We start from the raw sequence: 20269 nt of genomic DNA, 5'->3' as shown, positions 1-20269 counted from the left end.
CCTGTGACAATCCGGAAACAGGCCTATCCGGCGGCCCGAAGTTGATCGCGCAGATCGACAATGGACACTCCATCGGCTTTGACGTGCGCGAATATCCGGACCGCCGGGGAAACAGGCCACGCCGATGCCGTTCGTCCATCATGATTCCAACCACTATGTGAGAAGTCCGTCTCGCGTGGACCACCAAGTACGGCTTGACCTGCACCCTTCACGTTGGCAAGGTTTGGCGCGCCTGGACGGACAACGTGTCCGTGATCGGACACGTCACGGCGGACACCGTTGGCCCGTTCCCCCGCGCCCCGCCCTCGAGGAGGCATCCAGTGAGGCTCCCCCGCCGCGTGACGGCGCCCCTGCTCGCATCGATTCTGCTCGCTGTCTCCGTCGCGGGCTGCGACTCCGGCGGCGGCTCGGGCGATGCCACCGAGGTCGTGATCGGCGCCGATCTGGCGTCCGGCTCGGCGATCGACTCGGCCTACGCCCGCGCCCTGCAGCTCAGGATCGAACAGGTGAACGCCTCCGGCCAACTCGGCGACCGCCGGCTCGTCCTGCACGTGCAGGACAACCGGTCCGACTCGACGTCGTCGCTGCGCAACATCAGCGTGTTCGCGGACGACCCCCGGGTGGCCGCGATCGTGACCGGCTCGTGTGGCGAATGCGTGGTGGACGCGGCCAAGACGATCAACGACAAGCGCGTGCCGACGATCGCGCTGGCCGCCCCGGCCGAGGTGAGTGCCCCGGTCAACCAGCGGCGGTACGTCTTCAAGCTCGGCCCCAACCCGATCGACAGCGCGGCGGCCCTGGTGGCGGAGCTGCAGCGCACCCGCACGAAGAACGTCGCGCTGCTCTACTCCGACGACCTGTACGGCCGGGGCGGGCACCAGGTGATGTCGTCGGCACTGGACAAGGCAGGCATCGAGATCACGGAATCCCGTACGGTCAAACCGGCCGCCACGGACGTCAGCCAGGCGGTCGGCATGCTCACCGAGACCAAACCGGACGCCCTGGTCGTGTGGACCGCCCCCGACCAGGCCACCCTCGCGGCGACCAGCGCGAAGGCCGTGAAGTTCGGTGGGCGGCTCTACTTCGACGCCGCAGCGGCGGGTGACCTGTTCATCCCGAGCGGCGCCGCCCAGGCCACCAACAACGCCACCATGGTCTTCCCGCAGATCCTGGCGATCGACGACGTCATCGCGACCACCCCGGCCAAGGCCGCCCGCAAGCAATGGTTCCGCGACTACACCTCGCGGTACGGCAGCTACTCCGGGGCCGCGGCGTTCGCGGCCGACGCGGTGGACCTCGTCGCGGACGCGGTCGCCCAGGCGGGCGGCGATCGCGGGCGCATCCGCGACATCCTGGAGACCTCGCAGATGGACGGCCTGTCCGGCCCGATCCGGATCACCCCGGACAACCATTCCGGCCTGATGCCGCAGGCCCTGACGCTGCTGGTCGCCCGCAGCGGCCGCTGGCGCCTCCTCGGCTGACCGCCCGCGCCGATGTCGCCGCCGCTTCACCGGCGCGGCGACATTCGGCGGGGCGAGCAGGTGGAGGCCCGCGCAAGGGCGCAAGGCGCAAGGACGCGCGGGCAGCGGGAGCGGCCGGGCCCTGGCGTCGGGGAGGTCAGCGCGCCGAGGTCGTGGCGCGGACCCAGGGCAGCAGCAGGCGCTCTGCGAGCACGAGCGAGTAGTACAGCACGATGCTCACCAGGGCCAGCAGCACGATCGCGGCGAACGCGGTCGCGGTGTCGCCCTGGCCGCTGGTCTGCACGATGATCGTGCCGAGCCCGGACTCGCCGTACTGCATCTCGCCCACCACCACGCCGATCAGGGCCAGCGGCATCGCCACCTTGAGCCCGACGAAGATCTGCGGCAGGGCGGCGGGCAGCCGCACCGTACGGAAGGTCTGCAACCGCGACGCGTCCATCGCCCGGACCAGCTCGGCCAGGTCCGCCGGGGTGGTGGTCAGGCCGGTGGCGGTGGACAGCACGATCGGGAAGAAGCACACCATGAACGCCATGGCCAGCACCGGGGTGCGGCCGTAGCCGAACCAGATCAGCATCAGCGGCGCGAGCGCCACCTTCGGCACCGCGTTGAACGCGACCAGCAGCGGCTGGAACATCCGCTCGAACGGCCGCCACGCGGCGATCGCCGCGCCGATCACCACCCCGACCACCGCGGACAGGCCGAAGCCGAGCAGGGTGGCCACGGCGGTGTGCCCGGTCTGCGCCAGCAACTCCCCCTGTAGTGCGCGGAAGGCCGACACCACCTCGGGGGGCGCGGGCATGATGATCGTCTGTACCGCGAACAGCGCGGTCGCCAGCCACCAGCCACCGATCGCCAGCGCGAGGCCCAGCAGCGGCCAGGCGACCGCGGACACGGCACGCCAGCGCCGCACGGGCTGATCCGGGGCCACCGCCGCGGGCGCGGCCTCCGCCAGGTCAGTCATGTCGTCACTCCCAGCCCCGGCCGTGGGCGCGCCGGAAATTCCGGGCGCACCCACGGCGCGGATCGATCATGCCTTCGGCACCAGGCTGAAGTCGATGACCTGCTCGGGCGTCAGCCCCGGCTTGATCTGGCCCGAACCCTGCAGGATCGCGATGCTGCGGGCGACCCGCTGGCTGTCCAGCGCGCCGACCGGGACCCCGGACGCCTCCGACTTCACGAACGGGCCCATCAGGGTCAGCTCCGCGGCCGCGGCCTGCGGGTTCGTCGTGGGTACGTACTTCTTGAGGAGCTGCGCCGCCTCGTCCGGGTTGGCGATGGCGTCCCCCAGCCCCTTGAGCAGCGCCCCGGTGAACGCCTTCACCCGATCGGGGTGTGCCTTGGCGTACGACTGCGAGGTGAGCAGCACGTTGCCGTACAGGTCTTGCAGGTAGTCGCTGTACGGCAGCACGACCGCGGTCTTCTTGGCAATGGACTCCACGGTGGGCTTGCCGACGACGAACTGGCCGATGCCGGCCGCCTTGCCCGCCGCCAGCGTGCCCATCAGCGTCTGCGGGGTGCCGTTCTGCCAGGTCACCTTGGACGCGTCGATGTTGGCCAGCTTCGCGTACGTCGGGAAGAGGTTGCGCACCACCGAGGCCGGGGAATCGGCCAGGGTCTTGCCTTCGAGGTCCTTCGGCGAGGTGATGCCGTTGCCCTCCAGCGTGATGATGGCCGCCATGGTGCGCTGCTGGATGCCGGACACCGCGACGAAGTTGCTGGCCTGGCCCGACCCGGCGGACAGCAGCAGGCCGGTCAGGTCGATCGGGGCGAACTGCGCCTGGCCCGCAGTGACGATCTTGAGATTCTCCCCCGTGCCGCCGCCGGGCTTGATGTCCACATCGAACCCGGCGTCGGCGAAGTAGCCCTTCTCCTTGGCCACGTAGGCGTAGGCGTCCCGGCCGAAGGTGCCGAAGGACGTCAGGTAGGTCACCTTTTCGAGTGACTGGCCGCCGGCCTTGGCGGAGTCGCCGGAGTCGTCGCAACCGGCGGCGGCGACCAGCGTCGCGGCGAGCGCGGCCGCAGCGAGCGTACGGGTGAAGGCTCTTCTGTGCACCGTGTTCCTTCCCAACTGAGGGGGGCAACCGAGGAGGTTGTGGAGGGGGACGGCACCGGATGGGGGCTGGCGCCGCGTGATGTCGTGAGTGAAACTCGCGGGGGCCAGCGTAGGTGAAATCACACCGTACTTCGATGACGGTTTTGTCTCAGTGATCTCTGTGGACAGTCCTGTCATGATCGCGCAACATCAGCGGGTTAAAGTGCTCAGGCATTGATCGGAAGCAATCTGGAGCGCGCGCAGATGATCAGTTTCTCCGGGGTTTCCCGGTCGTTCGCGAGTCGTTCCGGCACGGTGGAGGCGCTGCGGGAGATCTACCTGGACGTGGCCCAGGGCGAGGTCATCGCGGTGGTCGGCCGCTCCGGCTGCGGCAAGTCGACCCTGCTGCGCCTCGTCGCGGGCCTGCTTCCGGCCAGCACGGGCGAGATCCGGGTGTCAGGCGAACGGGTGACCAAGCCCCGGCGCGACATCGCCATGATGTTTCAGCGCCCCGCCCTGCTGCCCTGGCGCTCGGTCATCGACAACGTCCTGTTGCCGGTGCAGATCTTCGGTTGGCGCCCGGCGGACTTCCGGGCCCGCGCCGCGGATCTGCTGGCACTCACCGGCCTGACGGAGTTCGCGAAGCGGTCGCCCCATGAGCTCTCCGGCGGGATGCAGCAGCGGGTCGCGTTGTGCCGCGCGTTGATCGCGGACCCCCGGGTGCTGCTCATGGACGAGCCGTTCTCCGCGCTGGACGCGCTCACCCGCGAGGAGCTCTCCGGCGAGCTGCAACGGCTGCACATGGAGCTGGGCGCGACGATCGTCCTGGTCACCCATTCGATCGACGAGGCCGTCCTGCTGGCCGACCGGGTCGTGGTGCTGACCCCGCGCCCCGGCCGGATCCGCGAGGTGCTGGACATCAAGATTCCCCGGCCGCGCACGCTGGGCCGCACCGCACACACCGACGAGGTGGCCCGGTGCAGCGCCGAGCTACACGAACTGCTGATGGCCTGACGAGGAGAACGATGCGCGTCTGCCTGTTCACCGAACCGCACCGCGGCGCCACGTACGACGACCAGCTGCGCCTCGTACGGCACGCCGAGCAGGCCGGGTTCGAGGGCTTCCTGCGTGCCGACCACTACCAGTCCATGGGCGCCGACGTCGGCCTGCCCGGCCCCACGGACGCGTGGATCACCCTGGCCGGGCTGGCCCGCGAGACGACCCGGATCCGGCTCGGCACGCTGGTCAACTCGGCGACGTTCCGCCTGCCCGGCCCGCTGGCCATCATGGTCGCCCAGGTGGACGCCATGAGCGGCGGCCGGGTCGAGCTGGGCATGGGCGCGGGCTGGCTGGAGCGCGAGCACACCTCGTACGGGATCCCGTTTCCCCCGCTCGGGGAGCGCTTCGACCGGCTGGCCGAGCAGCTCGCGGTGATCACCGGCCTGTGGTCCACTCCGGACGGAGCGCGGTTCGGCTTCGACGGCAAGCACTACCAACTGCTCGACGCGCCCGCGCTGCCCAAACCGGTGCAGCGGCCCGGGCCACCGATCATCGTGGGCGGCCGCGGCCCGCGGCGCACCCCGGAACTGGCCGCCCGCTACGCGGACGAGTTCAACATGCCGTTCAAGACGGTCGCCGAGACCGCGGCGGCCTTCGACCGAGTCCGGCAGGCCTGCCAGACGTACGGGCGCCCCGCGGACCGGCCGCTGACCCTGTCGGCGGGCGTCGTGGTCGCGCTGGGCCGCACCGACGCCGAGGCGCGGCGTCGCGCGGCACCGCTGCATGTGCCCAGCGCGCTGCCACCCGAGGATCCGGTGGTGGGGCCGCCGGGGGCCCTGGTGCAGCGCATCGCCGAGCTGGCCGAGATCGGTGCGACCCGGGTCCACCTCCGCATCATCGACATGTCCGACCTGGCCCACGTGGATCTGATCGCCGAACGGGTACTGCCCCTGATCGGGTGACGCTGTGTCACCGATTCGATGCCAGTCGAAACCTTCGTGCCGGTTGGGGTGGGACCGGAGGTTTGGCCTGCCTTAAGAACACGCGGTGAGGGTGGCGACGGCCGTCGACCATTCCGTAACGTGCCTGGCATGGCATTTCGGACCTGGGCCCGGCTGCTGCCGGTCACCCTCGGCATGGCGGCCCTGGCAGCCGCCGGTCAGCTCGGGCTGGCGTACGGCCTCGGTGTCGTTCAGCTCAGCCAGGTGCTGGACGTCACCGCGCGTGATCAGTGGACCGCGCAGCTCGCCTGGGTGGCCTGGTTCGCCATGAACGCCGCGGTGGCCGGGGCGATCGCGGGCGCCCGCTGGCTCGCCCGTGCGCGCCCGGCCGCCTGGCATGCGCTGGCCGCGCCCCCGGTCTCCGGGCGCACCCCAAACGCCGCCTCCGGGCGCACCCCAGACGCCGCCTCCGGGCGCACCCCAGACGCCGCGTCGGAATCCGGGGACCGGACTGACCCGTTCTCCGCCGCCGAGCAGAGCGCCGAGCCGGCCACGCCGGGGCCGGGCGCCGTCATCGCCCTCGCACTGGCCGCGGGCCTCGGCGCCGCCGTCGTGGTCGCCCTGACCATGCAGCCCGCGCGGGCGGCGCGAGTCGCCGGGGTGGACCCGGACGTCGTGATCGGCATCTGTGCCGGACTCGGCGCCGTCGTCGGCGTCCTCGTCGCCTGCGCGGCGCTGGCCCGCATCGTCGCCCGGTGGAGCCTCGCCGCCGCCGGTGCCGCGGTCTGGCTGGTCGCCCTGGTCTCGGTCGCGCCGTCGCTGGCGCCCGGCAGCCCGTTGTCCACGGTCCGGCTGGGGGTCTTCGAGCCGAGCTGGCTCCCCGCGCGGATGGTGCCGCACGCGGCGCTGGTGACCATGCCCGCACTCGCGCTGCTGGTCGGCCTCGGGGTGGGCTGGGCGGCCCGCCGTACGGGCCGGTCCACCCTCGCCATCGCCCTGGCCGGGCTGCCCGGACCCGCGCTGCTCACGGTCGCGTACCTGATCGCCGGGCCGGGGACGACCAGTGAGCAGACGGCGCCGTACTGGGCGGCCATGACCGCGACGGGGGCGGGGGTGCTCGGCTCGGTGCTGGCGGCCGTGCTGCGCCGCGGGCCGCTGCCGGAGCAGGACGATCCCGAATCCGCCACCGACCGGCCGGAACGTTCCGACGACGCCGATCCCCCGTCGCCGGACGCCGGGCGGGCGGCAGCGGGGACATCGGCCAGCTCCGGTGAGGCGTCGACCGGCGCGGCGAGCGGCCGCAAACGCGCGCGGCAGCCGGTGGACCCGGGACCGGCCGGGGCCTCCGGCGCGCCGACCGGCTCCGGAGGCCGCGCCAACTTCGCGGACGCGTTCCGTCCCCGTCCCCGGCGCCCCGAGCCGTCCCCCCGGACGGGCGGGGACGCCAAGGACACCCCCCCGACGCGCGCCAAGGACACCACCGCGGCACGAACCCCCAACGCCACCCCCGCACGGGGCAAGGGTGGCTCCGGGTCGCGCGGCAAGGACAACAACGACTATGTGGACTGGGTCAGCGGCCTAGGCACCGACTAAACAACCACGAGCTGGAGTACCCGTCACCCAGTGCGAAATGGGACCTCGACCACCTAGATCTTGGTCAGGTAGCGCCCCTCTGGGGGCGGAATCCGACCAAGATCTCCCGCGGAGCGTGGGATCTCGGTAGTCCGGGTCCGGCCGTGCCGGGTCTGGTGGAGGCGGGGATCCGGCCGGCGCCACGGTCTCCCGGCTCGGTGCCTCCAGTGCCGAGATCGTGACCCGGGCAGCTCACCGGCCGCGAACCCGACGTGCTGCGGCTGGTCGCCGCGGGCGAACCCACCCGCCGTGGGCACCGGCGGTCCGCCGATGCCCCCGGCGCGGGTCAGGCCAGCGGCAGGTACACCCGGCCGCCCGAGGCGACGAACTCGTCGCTCTTGTCCTGCATGCCCTTGGCGGCGTACTCCTTCAGCTCCTGGGTGATCTTCATGGAGCAGAACTTGGGGCCGCACATCGAGCAGAAGTGAGCCGTCTTGGCGGGCTCGGCGGGCAGCGTCTCGTCGTGGTACGCCCGCGCGGTCTCCGGGTCGAGAGCCAGGTTGAACTGGTCCTCCCAGCGGAACTCGAACCGCGCCTTGGACAGCGCGTCGTCCCACTCCTGTGCCCCGGCGTGCCCCTTGGCGAGGTCGGCGGCGTGCGCCGCGATCTTGTACGCGATCACCCCGGCCTTGACATCGTCCCGGTTCGGCAGCCCCAGGTGCTCCTTCGGCGTGACGTAGCACAGCATCGCGGTGCCGAACATGCCGATCATCGCCGCCCCGATGGCCGAGGTGATGTGGTCGTACGCGGGCGCGATGTCCGTCGTCAGCGGGCCGAGGGTGTAGAACGGGGCGCCGGCGCACAGCTCCTGCTGCAGGTCCACGTTCTCTTTGATCTTGTGCATGGGCACGTGGCCCGGCCCCTCGATCATCACCTGCACGTCGTGTTCCCACGCGACCTTGGTCAGCTCCCCGAGCGTGCGCAGCTCCGCGAACTGCGCCTCGTCGTTGGCGTCCGCGATGGAGCCGGGGCGCAGCCCGTCGCCCAGCGAGAACGTGACGTCGTAGCGGGCCAGGATCTCGCACAGCTCGGCGAAGTTCTCGTACAGGAAGTTCTCCTTGTGGTGCGCGAGGCACCAGGCGGCCATGATGGAGCCGCCGCGGGACACGATGCCGGTGACCCGGTTGACCGCCAGCGGCACGTACGGCAGCAGCACGCCCGCGTGCACGGTCATGTAGTCGACGCCCTGCTCGGCCTGCTCGATCACGGTCTCCCGGAAGATCTCCCAGCTCAGCTCGACCGGGTCGCCGTTGACCTTCTCCAGGGCCTGGTAGATCGGCACGGTGCCGATCGGCACGGCCGAGTTCCGGACGATCGCCTCCCGGGTCTCGTGGATGCGCTTGCCGGTGGACAGGTCCATGACCGTGTCCGCGCCCCACTTGGTGGCCCAGGTCAGCTTCTCCACCTCCTCGGCGATCGAGGAGCTGACCGCCGAGGTGCCGATGTTCGCGTTGACCTTCACCAGGAAGCGCCCACCGATGATCATCGGCTCGGTCTCGGGGTGGTTGACGTTGGCGGGCAGCACGGCCCGCCCGGCCGCGATCTCCTCGCGGACCACCTCGGGAGTGACCCCCTCGCGGATCGCCACGAACTCCATCTCCGGGGTCACGATCCCGGCGCGGGCGTACGCCAGCTGGGTCGGCCGCCGTCCCGCCAGCGGGCTGCCACCGCCCGCCACCGGCGCCACGTCGCCGCGCTCGGCGATCCACGGCCCGCGCAGCGGCGGCAGCCCGACCTCCGGGTCGCTGCCCGGCCCGGACGTGTCGTACAGCCGGACGGGCGGGTTGTCGCCGGTCAGCGGCACCTCGGCGAACGGCACCCGCAGGTCCGGGCGGGAGCCTTCGACGTACACCTTGCGCCTCATTCTTTTTCCTCCCCAATCGGTATTAACTGGGCGGGGTACGGGCGCACGGAACCGCCCGGCCACCGCCTGTCTCGTCAGGCGAACCAGCCGAAATGATCGAGCGGGCCGGCGCCCTGGCCGACCGTCCAGTCCCGGCCGCCCGCCAGCGCCCGGGTCACGTACCCCTTGGCGAAGCCCACTGCCTCGCCAACCTCGTCGCCCAGCGCGAGCCGGGCCGCCACCGCGGCCGAGAAGGTGCAGCCGGTCCCGTGCTGATTCGTGGTCTCGACGCGCGGTCCGGTGAACGTCCGCGCGCCCCCGTTCGTCCACAACAGATCAGTGGCCTCGCCCTCCTCCCCCGCGTCGCCGCCGGTCACCACGACCGCGCCCGGACCGGCCGCCACGAGCTGCGCGGCCGCGTCCGCCACCTCGCCCGGCCCGAGCGCATCCCGGCCGAGCAGCGCAGCAGCCTCCGCGCGGTTCGGCGTCAGGACATTCACGTACGGAAGCAGCCGCTCGACCGCCGCGACCATCCCGAGCCGCCGCCCCGTGCTCGCGGTCAGCACCGGGTCCAGCACGAGATTGGGCAGCCGTCCGGCCCGGGCCCGCCGCGCCACGGCCTCCGCGACCTCCTCGGTGCCGAGCATGCCCACCTTCGTGGCCGCCACCTCGAAGTCGTCCAGGACCGCGTCGAGCTGCCCGTCGACCACCGCGGCGGGCACGGCGTGCACGTCGAGCACCGCCCGGGTGTGCTGTGCCGTGACCGCGGTGACCACCGACGTCCCGTACGCCCCGAGCGCCGCGAAGGTCTTGAGATCGGCCTGGATCCCGGCGCCCGCCCCCGAGTCGGACCCCGCGATCGTGAGCACGACCACCGGGGTCATCTCCGGCCCGCAACCGGCAGCTCACCCGGCTGCCCGCCGGGCCATTGCGCGTCCCAGGCGGTATGCCCAGCCTGCGCGGCCACCGCCGCCGCACGCATCCGCGCCACCGTGGCGGCCGGGTCGGCGGCCCGCATCACCGCGCCCATCACCGCCACGCCGGCAGCCCCTGCCATCAGGCACGCCGCCACCCGCTCCGGGGAATCGACCCCGCCCAGCGCCAGCCACGGCACCCCCTCGGGGGCGCCGGGCCCGGCCCGACGAGCCGGTTCGGCCGGAGGCGTCGGCCCGGGGCCATCGGCCCGATCCGCAGCGCCGCGGGTCCGCTGTCCGCGACGGGCCAGCTCGGCCGCGTAATCCGGCCCCATCGCCGGGCCGTATCCCGGCTTCGAGGCGGTCGGGAAGATCGGCGACAGCGTGACGTAGTCCTCGGTGGACAGCCGGGGCGCCGCGTGGCAGGACCGCCCGACCAACCCCAGCCGCACCACCGGGTCACCCTCCGCGAGGTGCACCGCGTCCCCGCCGAGCGGATCCGGGCCCGCCACGATCAAGCGCCCCGGCGGCAGCAGCGCGCGCAGCCGGTCCGCCAGCTCCCGGCGCTCGGCCGCGGGCAGGTCGCGTTCCCGCAGCACCACCCAGTCCGGAGCGGCGGCCGCGACCAGCTCACCGAGCGGCATCCGCGCCGCCCGGCGGTCGGTGAGCAGCACGACGCCCGACGGCACACGCCGCCCCGGCGCTGCTGCCACCCGCCCACCACCGGCATGCCCACCACCGGCCCGGTCGCCGGACCGCCCAGGGCCTCGGCCAGCACCGCCATCGCCATCGCGACGGGCACCGGCGTCCGACTTCACCACTGCGGCAACCCGTCGTCCGACGTGGAGGCGAGCGCGTGGAACCGGCGCGGGATCCGGCCCGCCTGGGCCGCCAGCCTGCCCGCCTCCACCGCATGCCGCATCGCGGCGGCCATCCGCGCCGGGTCCTCGGCCCGGGTGACCGCGCTCGCGACCAGCACCGCGTCGCAGCCCAACTCCATCGCCAGGGCGGCGTCGGACGCCGTGCCGATGCCCGCGTCCAGGATCACCGGAACGTCGACCGAGTCCCGGATGAGGCGGATGTGGTGCGGGTTCGTCACCCCCAGGCCGGAGCCGATCGGCGCGCCCGCAGGCATCACCGCGGCACAGCCCGCGTCGGCGAGGCGGCGGGCCAGAATCGGGTCGTCACTGGTGTACGGCAGCACCGTGAACCCGTCCGCCACCAGCGTCTCCGCCGCCCGCAGCAGCTCCACCGCGTCCGGCAGCAGGGTGCGTTCGTCGCCGATGACCTCCAGCTTCACCCAGTCCGTCTCGAACGCCTCGCGGGCCAGGTGGGCCGCCTTCACCGCGTCCCCGGCCGTGTAGCAGCCCGCCGTGTTCGGCAGCACCCGCACCCCGAGCCGGTCGAGCATCGGCAGCAGGCCCGGCCCGGCCGCGTCGACCCGGCGCAGCGCCACCGTGACGATCTCCGTACCGGAGGCGACGATCGCCGACTCCAGCGCGACGAGGCTGCCGGCCCCGCCCGTACCCAGAATCAGCCGTGACTCGCCCAGCAGCATGGTCACCCTCCCTGCGCCGCGGTCAGCACCTCGACCCGGTCACCGTCCCGCAGCACCGACGCGGACCAGCGCGAACGCGGCACCACCTCGCCGTTCACCGCCACCGCGACGCCGCGCTGCGCCTCGGTGAGCACGGCCACCAGCCCCGCGACCGTGACGGCGTCGTCGACGGCACGCGAGGACCCGTTGACGGTCAGACGCATGCGAACCTCCCGGGTTGGAACTCGTCGAGCAGCGGGTCGGCCGTACCGGTGATCACCAGGTCGGCGATGAGGTCGGCGGTGACGGGAGTCAGCAGCACCCCGTTGCGGTGGTGCCCGGCCGCCACGACCGTGCGGTCGTCCAGCGCGCCGAGCAGCGGCGCATTGTCCGGAGTGGCGGGACGATGACCCACCATGGTCTCGGTCAACGCGAACTCGCGCAGCGCGGGCACGAGGTCCAGCGCCGCCCGCAGCAGGTCGAGCACGCCACCCGCGGTGACCGTCCGATCCGTACGCTCCTCCTGGGTCGCGCCGACCACTACCTCGCCGTCGGCGCGCGGCACCAGGTAGACGTGGCGCCCGTCGGCGTAGCCGCTGACCACGTGCCGGAACGTGCCGGGCTCCCCGCGCAGCCGCAGCAACTGCCCCTTCACGGGCCGCACCGGCAGCCCGGTGAGCGCGGCGGTGCCGCACCCGGCCGCCACCACGACCCGCCCGGCCCGCACCTCGTCGAGGCGGTTCACCGCCACCGGCACCACCGCCGCGCCGAGCGCCGCACGCAGCGCATCGACCACCCGGCGCGGGTCGACCTGACGGTCGTCGGGGACGTAGGCACCGGCGCGCACCCGCGGTGACAGCGCGGGCTCGCGGCCCCGAAGGTCGCTCGGCCCGAGCCGGTTCAGCCCCAGGTGACGCCACACCCGGCTCGCCTCGGCCACGTCGTCCACGGTCAGGGCGACGCCCAGCGTGCCGGCCTCGTCGTACCCCAGATCCCGGCCGGTCTGCTCGCCCAACTCCGTCGCGAAGCCCGGCCAGCGGCGCGCCGACTCGGCCATCAGCCGCCCCAGCGCCGGCCGCTCGAACGGGGACTCGCCGCCCGGCGCGAGCATCCCGGCCGCCACGTGCCAGGCGCCCTGCTCCGGCGGGCCCGGGTCGTGCACGACGACACGCGTACCCCGCTGGGCAAGCCGCCAGGCGATGGCCAGACCGACGATCCCGCCACCGACGATCGCGACATCCGGAGTCCCGCTCACGACGCAGCCACCCCTCGCACGGTGTTTCCGGACAGGCAGTTCCGCGACCGCAGTCTCCTGGTCGCGCGGCTCATGCGAGTGCCTTCAGCAGGGCGGTCGTGGTGGCTTCCGGGTCTGCGGCGACGGCCAGCGCGCCCACCACCGCGACCCCGTACGCGCCCCGTGCGCGCAACTCCCCCACCTCGTCGACGCTCACGCCGCCGATGGCGATGACCGGTGCCGACCCGACGGCCTCGGCCACGGCCGCCACACCCGCGGCGCCGAGCGGCTCCGGCAGTCCGGCCTTGGTGCTGGTCCGGAACGCCGGTCCCACACCGAGATACGTGGCACCGGCCGCGACCGCGGCGCGTGCCGACACCGGCTCCCGGCAGGTGGCGCCGAGGACCGCCGCGGGCCCGAGCACCGCGCGCGCCGCCGGGACCGGCAGATCGTCCGCGCCGACGTGCGCACCGTCCGCGTCGACCGCGACCGCGACGTCGAGCCGGTCGTTGACCAGGAACATCACCCCGGCGGGACGGCAGATCCGGGCGACGGCCAGCCCGAACTCGTACGCCGCCCGGTCGGTGACGTCGTCCTCGACGCGGACCTGGACGGCCAGCGCGTCCGGGGTCTGGTACCCGATGGCGGCGGAGACGGCAGCCGTGACCACGCCCAGGGCGTCGCGGCCGGGCCGCGCGTCCGTGATGACGTGCAGTCGGGGAAATGCAGAGCCCACAACTCACTCCTCCCTGCGCCGGCATGATCCGGATCAGGTTCGACGGTCGGGGGCTGCAGCCCCCCTCTCAGCCCGGTACACCGGACTCCCGTGAGGTTGTTTCTGCCTGGACGATAACCGCGCTCCCCTTCCCCGTAAAGCCGCCCTGCCCGGTTGGCACAGCCCGAGCGGGGCTCCACGCACCGCCGCAACACGTCCTGCCAGGGCAGACGTGCGCCGACACTCCTGTCAGGAGGATTTCCGGTGGGTGATCCGCTACGGCGCGGAGCGGGCGGGGGATTTCACCGTTCGTAACCGAAGGTCGGGTGGGCGGGACCGCCCAGCCGGCTCGAGATCCGGTCGAGCAGCGCCCAATGCGCCGAGCCGTCCGGGACCTCTTCGCCACCCTCCGCCATCTCGTCGAGGATGCCCGCCCATTCCGCCGGCTGCGTTTCGAGCACGGCCCACTGACCGCCCTTCAGTGTCACGGAGACGGGGCCACCCTGGGGCGCCGGTGCGCCCGCGGCCCGAATCCGTGCGCGAATGGCCGCCATGATGTCCACCACCGGACTCGTCGTGGCCTGCTGCGGGTCGTCGGACTCGCCGACAACGTGGGTATCGTCGTGGCGAGCACCGGGCGACCGGGTCCGCGGACGCAGCCCGGCACGACGCCGCTCGCCATGGCCACGGGCAGCGGGGCGCCGACCGAATCCAGTGCGGCGGTGACCACCGACCGCGTTTCGGGAACCTGCGCGGCCGAGGTGGTCTCGTCGCGCACCGCCACGGCCTCGTTGGTGTCGCCGGGCACCGCGCAGTCAGCGATCACCAGGCCGGCCCGCGCGGTTGAGGAGAATCAGCGGACGTCCCACACGGGCTCCGGGGTCTCGACCACCTCGCCATCCGCCTGGAACAGGACGAACCGGTCGAAGCCCCGGGTGAACCACCGGTCATGCGTCACGGCGATCACCGTGCCCGCATACGCCGCCAGCCCCTCCTCCAGCGCCTCCGCCGAGGCCAGGTCGAGGTTGTCCGTCGGCTCGTCGAGCAGCAGCATGGTCGCCCCGGACAACTCCAGCAGCAGCACCAGGAAGCGCGCCTGCTGTCCCCCGGACAGCGTCCCGAACCGCTGATCGCCCTGGGCGGCCAGCTCGTACCGGTTGAGCGCCTTCATGGCCCCGGCCCGGTCCACACCGGACCGGTGGTCGTCACCGCGCCAGAGGATCTCGACGAGGGTACGGTCGAGCAGCTCCGGCCGGTCGTGCGTCTGGGAGAAGTGCCCCGGCCGCACCCGCGCGCCGAGCCGCGCGACGCCGTCGTGCGCGACGTGGGCCAGCGGCGCACCGTCGACCGGCTTGTGTTCCGCGTCCGGGTCGGTGCCTCCGCCGGCCAGCAGCCGCAGGAAGTGCGACTTGCCCGTGCCGTTGGCGCCCAGCACCGCCACCCGGTCGCCGTACCAGACCTCCAGGTCGAAGGGGAACGTCAGGTTCTCCAGCTCCAGCTGCTCGCAGACCACCGCCCGCTTGCCGGTACGCCCCCCGCGCAGGTTCATCCGCACGGACTGGTCCTTCGGCGGCAGCGGCGGCGGCCCGGCCTCCTCGAACTTGCGCAGCCTCGTCTGCGCGGCCTGATACCGCGACGCCATCCCGTCGTTGAACGTGGCCTTCTGCTTCAGCGTCAGCACCAGCTCGCGCAGCTTCTGGTGCTCCTCGTCCCAGCGCCGCCGCGACTCCAGCAGCCGGTCGTGCCGGTGCACCCGCGCCTCGTGCCAGGACGCGAACCCGCCCGGGTGGACCCACGCGCTGCCACCCTCGACGGCCACGACCCGCCCGGCGGTCTGGTTCAGCAGCTCCCGGTCGTGCGAGACGTACAGCACGGACTTGGCGGACTCGCGCAGGCGGGCCTCCAGCCACCGCTTACCGGGGACGTCGAGGAAGTTGTCCGGCTCGTCGAGCAGCAGCACCTCGTCCGTGCCGCGCAGCAGCAGGTCCAGCGCGAACCGCTTCTGCTGCCCGCCGGAGAGCGTCCGCACCGGCCGGTGCTTCACGCCCTCCCACGGCTTGTCCAGGATGGCGACGGCCACGGTGTCGAACAGCACCTCGGCGTCGTACCCGCCGGCCTCGCCCCACTGCGCCAGCGCGTTCGCGTACGCGAGCTGCGACTTCTCCGTCTCCGCGAGCGCGGCCGCGGTCGCCGCCAGCCGTTCGCCCGCCGCCCGCAGCGGCGGCGCGACCAGCGACAAGGCCAGATCTTCGAGCGTACGGTCGTCGCCGATCATCCCGATGAACTGCCGCATGACGCCCAGGCCGCCGGAGCGGGCGATCGTGCCCGCCTGGACCGGCAGGTCCCCCGCGACCATGCGCAGCAGGGTGGTCTTGCCCGCGCCGTTCGGCCCGACCAGGGCGACCTTGGCGCCCTCGCCGACCCGGAACGACACGTCGGCGAACAGCTCCCGGCCGTCCGGGAGCACGAATCCCGCACCGGCGACGTCGACGTAACCCACGAGCGCATCCTGCCCGCTGCGGGGCGCGCCGTCAGGCGGTTTTCCGGGCCACCCGCAGCACCCGGAAGCCGCGCTGGCTGGCGACCCGGGCGACGTCCCAGCCGAGGCCGGTCAGCCACGCGTGCAACGAGTCCCCGCCCAGGTTCTTGTTGATCACCAGCCAGACCACGCCGTCCGGCGTGAGGCGGGGCAGCCAGCGCTCGAGCATCGCGTGCAGTTCGGCCTTGCCGACGTGGGTGGGCGGGTTGCTCCAGATCTCGTCGAACGTCACCTCCGCCGGGACCTCCTCCGGCCCGGCCACCCGCAGGCGGCCCGCCAGGCCGAGGGCGTCCGCGTTGGTCGCCGCCAGCTCACGGGCCCGGGCGTTGACGTCGACGGCGTACACCGTGGCGGCCGGGGCTTCGGTGGCCAGCACGCACGCGATCGGGCCGTAGCCGCAGCCCAGGTCGAGCAGCGTGCCCGAGGTCGCGGCCGTGGGCAGTCCACCCTTGCGCAACAGTACGGCGGTGCCGGGGTCGAGCCGCCCCGCGGAGAACACGCCCGACGCCACGGCGAGCGTGTAGTCCCGGCCCGCGACGCTGAACTCCACCGTGCCGTGCCGCGCGGGGGCCGCAGGGTCGGCACTGAAGTAATGGTCGGCACTCACGGAGCCCAGTCTGCCGCCGGTGGTCACCCGGGCCGGCATCGGGGTGGTTGCCGCACAGCATGTGCGCTTATCGATGACCATGCCCTCCTAGCGTGGCCGCCATGTCACGCAATGCCCAGCTCCGCGCCGCGCACCGCACCCCCGCCCCGGCGGGGCAGCACCGTCGGGTGACGGCACGGCCGTCCGCCCCGGCCCGGATGACGTTGCCGCCACCTCGGGCGACAGCGCAGCCGTCCCATCCACCCCGGGCGACGGCGCAGCCATCCGATCCATCCCGGATGACATCGCCGCCATCGCGGGCGGCGGGACAGCCGTCCGAGCCCGCCCGGGTGACGGCGCCACCAGCCCGGGTTCCGGCGCAGCAATTCGCCGCGGTCCGCCCCACGCGCGCGGGGCACGATCACCGGGCGCGCCCGCGCCCGGCACGCGCACCCCGGCGGGCCTTGCGGCTGGTGCTGGGCGCGCTGGTGCTGGCGGGGATGTGCGGGCTTGGCGCATTCCTCATCACCGCGAACGCCCGGCGCGGCCACGGCGCACCAGCCGGGCAGCAGGTCCCGGTACGGGAACTCGGCTCACGCCGCCTCGACGCAACGCCCCTGAGCCTCGACGAGGTGTTCCCGGCCCCGGAGGTCCGGACAGGCACGGCCGCGTACCGCGTCGGGATGACGCACATCGACACGGACTGCGGGATCGCCACGGTCGGCGACCTCGGCACGCTGCTGGACCGGTACGGCTGCACCCAGGTGGTCCGCGCCACGCTCACCGCCCCGTCCGGCGGATATCAAGTCACCGCGGGGATCTTCAACCTGGCCGACGAAGCCGGTGCCCGGTGGATCGCCAACCGGACCCGGCAACTCGTCGTGGCGGGCGAGGGCACCTTCGCGGTGATGGCCGGGGGCCTGCCCGGGACGGACCCGCTGATCCAGCCGCCCACGCTGGCGAGCTGGGACGCCCACGGGCACTTCCTGCTGTACTGCGTGATCGTCCGCCCCGACGGCCAGCCGGTACGCGACGACGACCCGTACGCCCGGCGCATCACCACCGACCTGCTGCGGCCCTATCTCGGCGACACGGTGCTGGGCCACCGGGAGACGCTCCCGTAGGCGACGCGTGGCGTCGGGGCAAGTTCACGCCGTGAAGGTGCAATCCGCCATCGACATGTTCAGGCGCGCAGGCGGCGGGTGGCTTCGGCGCGGCGGGCGTACTCGGCGGGGTCGTCGGGGTAGCCGACCGCGACCAGCGTCAGCCCATGTGCCGGGGCCACCGTGACCGAGCTGGCGCGTTCCCGCAGGGTGAGCAGGGTGGCGGGCCATTCCGGGTCGCGGCGGCCGTCGCCGACCGACAGCAGCGCGCCGACCAGGCTGCGCACCATCGCCTGACAGAACGCGTCGGCCTGCACGGTGGCGACCACGACCCCGTCGGGCTGGCGACGCCAGTCCAGGGCGGTGATGGCCCGCACGGTGGTGCCGTGCTCCTTGCGCTTGCAGTACGCCGCGTAGTCGTGTTCGCCGATCAGCCCGGCCGCGGCCTGCCGCAACCGGTCCAGGTCGAGCGGGCGCACCCAGCCGAGGGTGTCGTGGCGCCGCAGCGGCTCGGGTCCCCATCGGGTGTCGGCCACCCGGTATTCGTACCGGCGGAAGGTGGCCGAGAAGCGGGCGTCGAAGGTGTCGGGCACCGGCGTGGCGGTCCGGACCCGGGCGTCCGGCGGCATCAGCGCGGCCAGGCGCCGCACCAGGGTCCCGTCGAGCTCGTCCCACGCGGCAGCGGGCAGGTCGATGTGGCACACCTGCCCCGTGGCGTGCACACCCGCGTCGGTACGCCCGGCGACGGTCAGGCCGAGCGGGGTGTCGGCGCCGACGAGCGTCCCGAGGGCCTCGGTGAGTACCCCGGCGACGGTGCGCCGCTGGGGCTGGGCGGCCCACCCGGAGAAGTCCGTACCGTCGTAGGTGACGTCCAGTCGGACGCGGATCAGTTCGTTCATCCCGCCATTCCGGCTCGCAGCCGGGTACGGCACCCGTACCCGGGAACGGAACGGCCCGGCGCCCCCGCGAGGGCGCCGGGCCGGTCGGACCGTGCGTGACCGATCAGGCCGTGGTGTCTTCGCCCTTGTCGCCGGACGCGCTCACCGGCGGCTCGGAATCCTGGTCGGCGGCGGTCGAGGTCGGGACCTCTTCCTCGCGGGCCAGGGCCTCGACCTTGTCCTGCTGCGCGGCGGCCTTGCGGGCCGCCTTGCGCGGCGCGCCGGTAGCCGCGACCTGCAGCTCCTCGACCAGCTCGATGACCGCCATCGGAGCGGCGTCGCCCTTGCGCGGACCGGTCTTGGTGATCCGGGTGTAGCCACCCGGCCGGTTGCCGTAGCGCGGCGCGATCTGCTCGAACAGGGCGTACACGACGTCCTTGTCCTTGACGACCGTCAGCACCCGGCGACGGGCGTGCAGGTCGCCGCGCTTGGCCTTGGTGATCAGGTGCTCGGCCAGCGGGCGCAGGCGCCGGGCCTTGGTCTCGGTGGTCTTGATCTTCCCGTGCCGGAAGAGCTCCGTGGCCAGGTTGGCCAGCAGCAGCTTTTCGTGCGCCGGGCTGCCGCCGAGGCGGGGACCCTTGGTGGGCGTGGGCATTCGATGCTCCTCGTCAGTTTCCTTGCAGTGCGGCGGCGAAGCCGCCGGCACGGCGGCAGCCGAGATTAGAGCTGCTCGGTCTCGCGGTAGTCGTCGGTGTCGTAGTCCACGTCGCCGAACGAGTCCACGACGTGCGCCGGGTCGAAGGACGGCGCGCTGTCCTTGAGGCCCAGGCCCATGCCCGCGAGCTTCATCTTGACCTCGTCGATCGACTTCTGACCGAAATTCCTTATATCGAGCAGGTCGGCCTCCGTACGCCCTATCAACTCGCCGACCGTGTTGATGCCCTCGCGCTTGAGGCAGTTGTACGACCGGACCGTGAGGTCCAGCTCCTCGATCGGCAGGGCGAGGTCGGCGGCCAGCTGGGCGTCCTGCGGGGACGGTCCGATGTCGATGCCCTCGGCGGTCTCGTCCAGCTCCCGGCACAGGCCGAACAGCTCGACCAGGGTCGAGCCGGCCGAGGCCAGCGCGGTCCGCGGGGAGATCGACGCCTTCGACTCGACATCGATGATCAGGCGGTCGAAGTCGGTGCGCTGCTCGACACGGGTGGCCTCGACGCGGTAGGTCACCTTCATCACCGGCGAGTAGATGGAGTCGACCGGGATCCGGCCGATCTCGGCACCCGCGTTCTTGTTCTGGGCGGCGGTGACGTAGCCACGGCCCCGCTCGACCGTGAGTTCCATGTCGAGGCGGCCCTTGCTGTTCAGCGTGGCCAGCTTCAGGTCGGGGTTGTGCACCGAGACACCGGCCGGGGGCTGGATGTCGCCCGCGGTGACGTCGCCGGGGCCCTGCTTGCGCAGGTACATGCTGACCGGCTCGTCGTGCTCGGAGCTGACCGTGAGCTCCTTGACGTTCATGACGAGCTCGACCACGTCCTCCTTGACACCGGGGATCGTGGTGAACTCGTGCAGCACGCCGTCGATCTTGATGCTGGTGACCGCCGCGCCCGGGATGGACGACAGCAGCGTACGGCGCAGCGAGTTGCCCAGGGTGTACCCGAAGCCGGGCTCCAGGGGCTCGATGGTGAAGCGGGAGCGTGTCTCGCTGAGCGACTCTTCCGAGAGGCTCGGCCGCTGGCTGATGAGCACGGTGTTCTTCTTTCTGTCGGGGCACCCGCTATTTGATGCCCGTCCGATGGTGGTGCGGGGAATGCCGGCCGTGCGACCGGCATCCCCTGAGC

20 protein-coding genes and 1 riboswitch are annotated in these 20269 nt (G+C 72.8%); of the genes, 5 read left to right on the top strand and 15 right to left on the bottom strand.

All coding sequences use genetic code 11. The features are described 5' to 3' along the window. The first annotated feature begins 320 nt into the window (after nt 1-320). The gene (locus tag ACMCNO_RS05810) at nt 321-1481 is read left to right on the top strand and encodes an ABC transporter substrate-binding protein (RefSeq protein ID WP_412748372.1); all 1161 of its coding nucleotides are present in this window, start codon (nt 321-323) and stop codon (nt 1479-1481) included. Between the two features lie 136 nt (nt 1482-1617). Here ACMCNO_RS05810 and ACMCNO_RS05805 read toward each other — a convergent pair whose 3' ends face one another. Both ACMCNO_RS05805 and ACMCNO_RS05800 read right to left on the bottom strand, forming a co-directional pair. Beyond that, a complete protein-coding gene (locus ACMCNO_RS05805) occupies nt 1618-2442 on the bottom strand; it encodes an ABC transporter permease (RefSeq protein WP_412748371.1) in 825 nt (274 codons plus the stop codon). A gap of 66 nt (nt 2443-2508) precedes the next feature. Beyond that, nucleotides 2509-3534, bottom strand: a complete 1026-nt coding sequence (locus tag ACMCNO_RS05800) for an ABC transporter substrate-binding protein (protein WP_412748370.1) — start codon at nt 3532-3534, stop codon at nt 2509-2511. Nucleotides 3535-3777: 243 nt separating this feature from the next. On the opposite strand from ACMCNO_RS05800, the gene ACMCNO_RS05795 reads away from it, so the two are divergent. The 3 genes from ACMCNO_RS05795 (at nt 3778) to ACMCNO_RS05785 (ending at nt 7046) form a co-directional block, all read left to right on the top strand. Next, nucleotides 3778-4527 (top strand): ABC transporter ATP-binding protein, encoded by a 750-nt coding sequence (locus tag ACMCNO_RS05795; protein WP_412753628.1) that lies wholly within the window; start codon nt 3778-3780, stop codon nt 4525-4527. Nucleotides 4528-4538: 11 nt separating this feature from the next. Further along, nucleotides 4539-5474 (top strand): LLM class F420-dependent oxidoreductase, encoded by a 936-nt coding sequence (locus tag ACMCNO_RS05790; RefSeq protein WP_412748369.1) that lies wholly within the window; start codon nt 4539-4541, stop codon nt 5472-5474. 129 nt (nt 5475-5603) lie between these two features. Further along, nucleotides 5604-7046, top strand: a complete 1443-nt coding sequence (locus ACMCNO_RS05785; protein ID WP_412748368.1) for a hypothetical protein — start codon at nt 5604-5606, stop codon at nt 7044-7046. 325 nt (nt 7047-7371) lie between these two features. Here the strand turns inward: ACMCNO_RS05785 and thiC are convergent, their stop codons facing one another. The 10 genes from thiC to ACMCNO_RS05735 form a co-directional block, all read right to left on the bottom strand. Further along, a complete protein-coding gene (gene thiC, locus ACMCNO_RS05780; protein WP_412748367.1) occupies nt 7372-8949 on the bottom strand; it encodes a phosphomethylpyrimidine synthase ThiC in 1578 nt (525 codons plus the stop codon). Between the two features lie 74 nt (nt 8950-9023). After that, on the bottom strand, nt 9024-9812 hold the full coding sequence (gene thiD / locus ACMCNO_RS05775) for a bifunctional hydroxymethylpyrimidine kinase/phosphomethylpyrimidine kinase (RefSeq protein WP_412748366.1): 789 nt from the start codon (nt 9810-9812) through the stop codon (nt 9024-9026). After that, on the bottom strand, nt 9809-10486 hold the full coding sequence (locus tag ACMCNO_RS05770; protein WP_412753627.1) for a thiamine phosphate synthase: 678 nt from the start codon (nt 10484-10486) through the stop codon (nt 9809-9811). Before ACMCNO_RS05770 ends, thiD begins: the two co-directional genes overlap by 4 nt. A 170-nt stretch (nt 10487-10656) precedes the next feature. Continuing rightward, entirely contained in the window at nt 10657-11400 is a 744-nt protein-coding gene (locus tag ACMCNO_RS05765) for a thiazole synthase (RefSeq protein WP_412748365.1), read from the bottom strand. A gap of 2 nt (nt 11401-11402) precedes the next feature. Then, nucleotides 11403-11603, bottom strand: coding sequence for a sulfur carrier protein ThiS (thiS, locus tag ACMCNO_RS05760; protein ID WP_412748364.1), 201 nt, complete (start codon nt 11601-11603; stop codon nt 11403-11405). Then, nucleotides 11594-12634, bottom strand: a complete 1041-nt coding sequence (gene thiO / locus ACMCNO_RS05755; protein ID WP_412748363.1) for a glycine oxidase ThiO — start codon at nt 12632-12634, stop codon at nt 11594-11596. Before thiO ends, thiS begins: the two co-directional genes overlap by 10 nt. Before the next feature lie 70 nt (nt 12635-12704). Then, entirely contained in the window at nt 12705-13349 is a 645-nt protein-coding gene (gene thiE, locus ACMCNO_RS05750) for a thiamine phosphate synthase (protein WP_412748362.1), read from the bottom strand. Next, nucleotides 13343-13451, bottom strand: a riboswitch (TPP riboswitch). (Overlaps the previous gene by 7 nt.) 179 nt (nt 13452-13630) lie before the next feature. After that, entirely contained in the window at nt 13631-13894 is a 264-nt protein-coding gene (locus ACMCNO_RS05745) for a hypothetical protein (protein WP_412748361.1), read from the bottom strand. A 287-nt stretch (nt 13895-14181) separates the two neighbouring features. Then, a complete protein-coding gene (locus ACMCNO_RS05740) occupies nt 14182-15828 on the bottom strand; it encodes an ABC-F family ATP-binding cassette domain-containing protein (protein ID WP_412748360.1) in 1647 nt (548 codons plus the stop codon). A gap of 31 nt (nt 15829-15859) precedes the next feature. Further along, entirely contained in the window at nt 15860-16474 is a 615-nt protein-coding gene (locus tag ACMCNO_RS05735) for a class I SAM-dependent methyltransferase (RefSeq protein ID WP_412748359.1), read from the bottom strand. Nucleotides 16475-16752: 278 nt separating this feature from the next. Here ACMCNO_RS05735 and ACMCNO_RS05730 point away from each other — a divergent pair, with 278 nt between their 5' ends. Further along, entirely contained in the window at nt 16753-17577 is an 825-nt protein-coding gene (locus tag ACMCNO_RS05730; protein WP_412748358.1) for a hypothetical protein, read from the top strand. Nucleotides 17578-17636: 59 nt separating this feature from the next. Here the strand turns inward: ACMCNO_RS05730 and truA are convergent, their stop codons facing one another. From truA to ACMCNO_RS05715, 3 genes are all read right to left on the bottom strand, one after another. Then, on the bottom strand, nt 17637-18455 hold the full coding sequence (truA, locus tag ACMCNO_RS05725) for a tRNA pseudouridine(38-40) synthase TruA (RefSeq protein WP_412748357.1): 819 nt from the start codon (nt 18453-18455) through the stop codon (nt 17637-17639). Between the two features lie 103 nt (nt 18456-18558). After that, a complete protein-coding gene (gene rplQ, locus ACMCNO_RS05720; protein ID WP_412748356.1) occupies nt 18559-19089 on the bottom strand; it encodes a 50S ribosomal protein L17 in 531 nt (176 codons plus the stop codon). A gap of 65 nt (nt 19090-19154) precedes the next feature. Continuing rightward, the gene (locus ACMCNO_RS05715) at nt 19155-20177 is read right to left on the bottom strand and encodes a DNA-directed RNA polymerase subunit alpha (protein ID WP_130510652.1); all 1023 of its coding nucleotides are present in this window, start codon (nt 20175-20177) and stop codon (nt 19155-19157) included. Between the last annotated feature and the right edge of the window lie 92 nt (nt 20178-20269).

The sequence above is a fragment of the Krasilnikovia sp. M28-CT-15 genome (assembly GCF_047159595.1).
Taxonomy (GTDB): Bacteria; Actinomycetota; Actinomycetes; order Mycobacteriales; family Micromonosporaceae; genus Actinoplanes.
The sequence above is the reverse complement of the archived record's forward strand: the minus strand, read 5'-3'. Positions and strand labels throughout refer to the sequence as shown.

Bases quoted from the DNA above. Each gene is read 5' to 3' on its own strand.
- ACMCNO_RS05805 (WP_412748371.1), bottom strand. From the start codon at position 2,442: ATGACTGACCTGGCGGAGGCCGCGCCCGCGGCGGTGGCCCCGGATCAG.
- ACMCNO_RS05795 (WP_412753628.1), top strand. From the start codon at position 3,778: ATGATCAGTTTCTCCGGGGTTTCCCGGTCGTTCGCGAGTCGTTCCGGC.
- ACMCNO_RS05790 (WP_412748369.1), top strand. From the start codon at position 4,539: ATGCGCGTCTGCCTGTTCACCGAACCGCACCGCGGCGCCACGTACGAC.
- ACMCNO_RS05785 (WP_412748368.1), top strand. From the start codon at position 5,604: ATGGCATTTCGGACCTGGGCCCGGCTGCTGCCGGTCACCCTCGGCATG.
- thiC (WP_412748367.1), bottom strand. From the start codon at position 8,949: ATGAGGCGCAAGGTGTACGTCGAAGGCTCCCGCCCGGACCTGCGGGTG.
- thiD (WP_412748366.1), bottom strand. From the start codon at position 9,812: ATGACCCCGGTGGTCGTGCTCACGATCGCGGGGTCCGACTCGGGGGCG.
- ACMCNO_RS05770 (WP_412753627.1), bottom strand. From the start codon at position 10,486: ATGCCGCTCGGTGAGCTGGTCGCGGCCGCCGCTCCGGACTGGGTGGTG.
- ACMCNO_RS05765 (WP_412748365.1), bottom strand. From the start codon at position 11,400: ATGCTGCTGGGCGAGTCACGGCTGATTCTGGGTACGGGCGGGGCCGGC.
- thiS (WP_412748364.1), bottom strand. From the start codon at position 11,603: ATGCGTCTGACCGTCAACGGGTCCTCGCGTGCCGTCGACGACGCCGTC.
- ACMCNO_RS05730 (WP_412748358.1), top strand. From the start codon at position 16,753: ATGACATCGCCGCCATCGCGGGCGGCGGGACAGCCGTCCGAGCCCGCC.
- truA (WP_412748357.1), bottom strand. From the start codon at position 18,455: ATGAACGAACTGATCCGCGTCCGACTGGACGTCACCTACGACGGTACG.
- rplQ (WP_412748356.1), bottom strand. From the start codon at position 19,089: ATGCCCACGCCCACCAAGGGTCCCCGCCTCGGCGGCAGCCCGGCGCAC.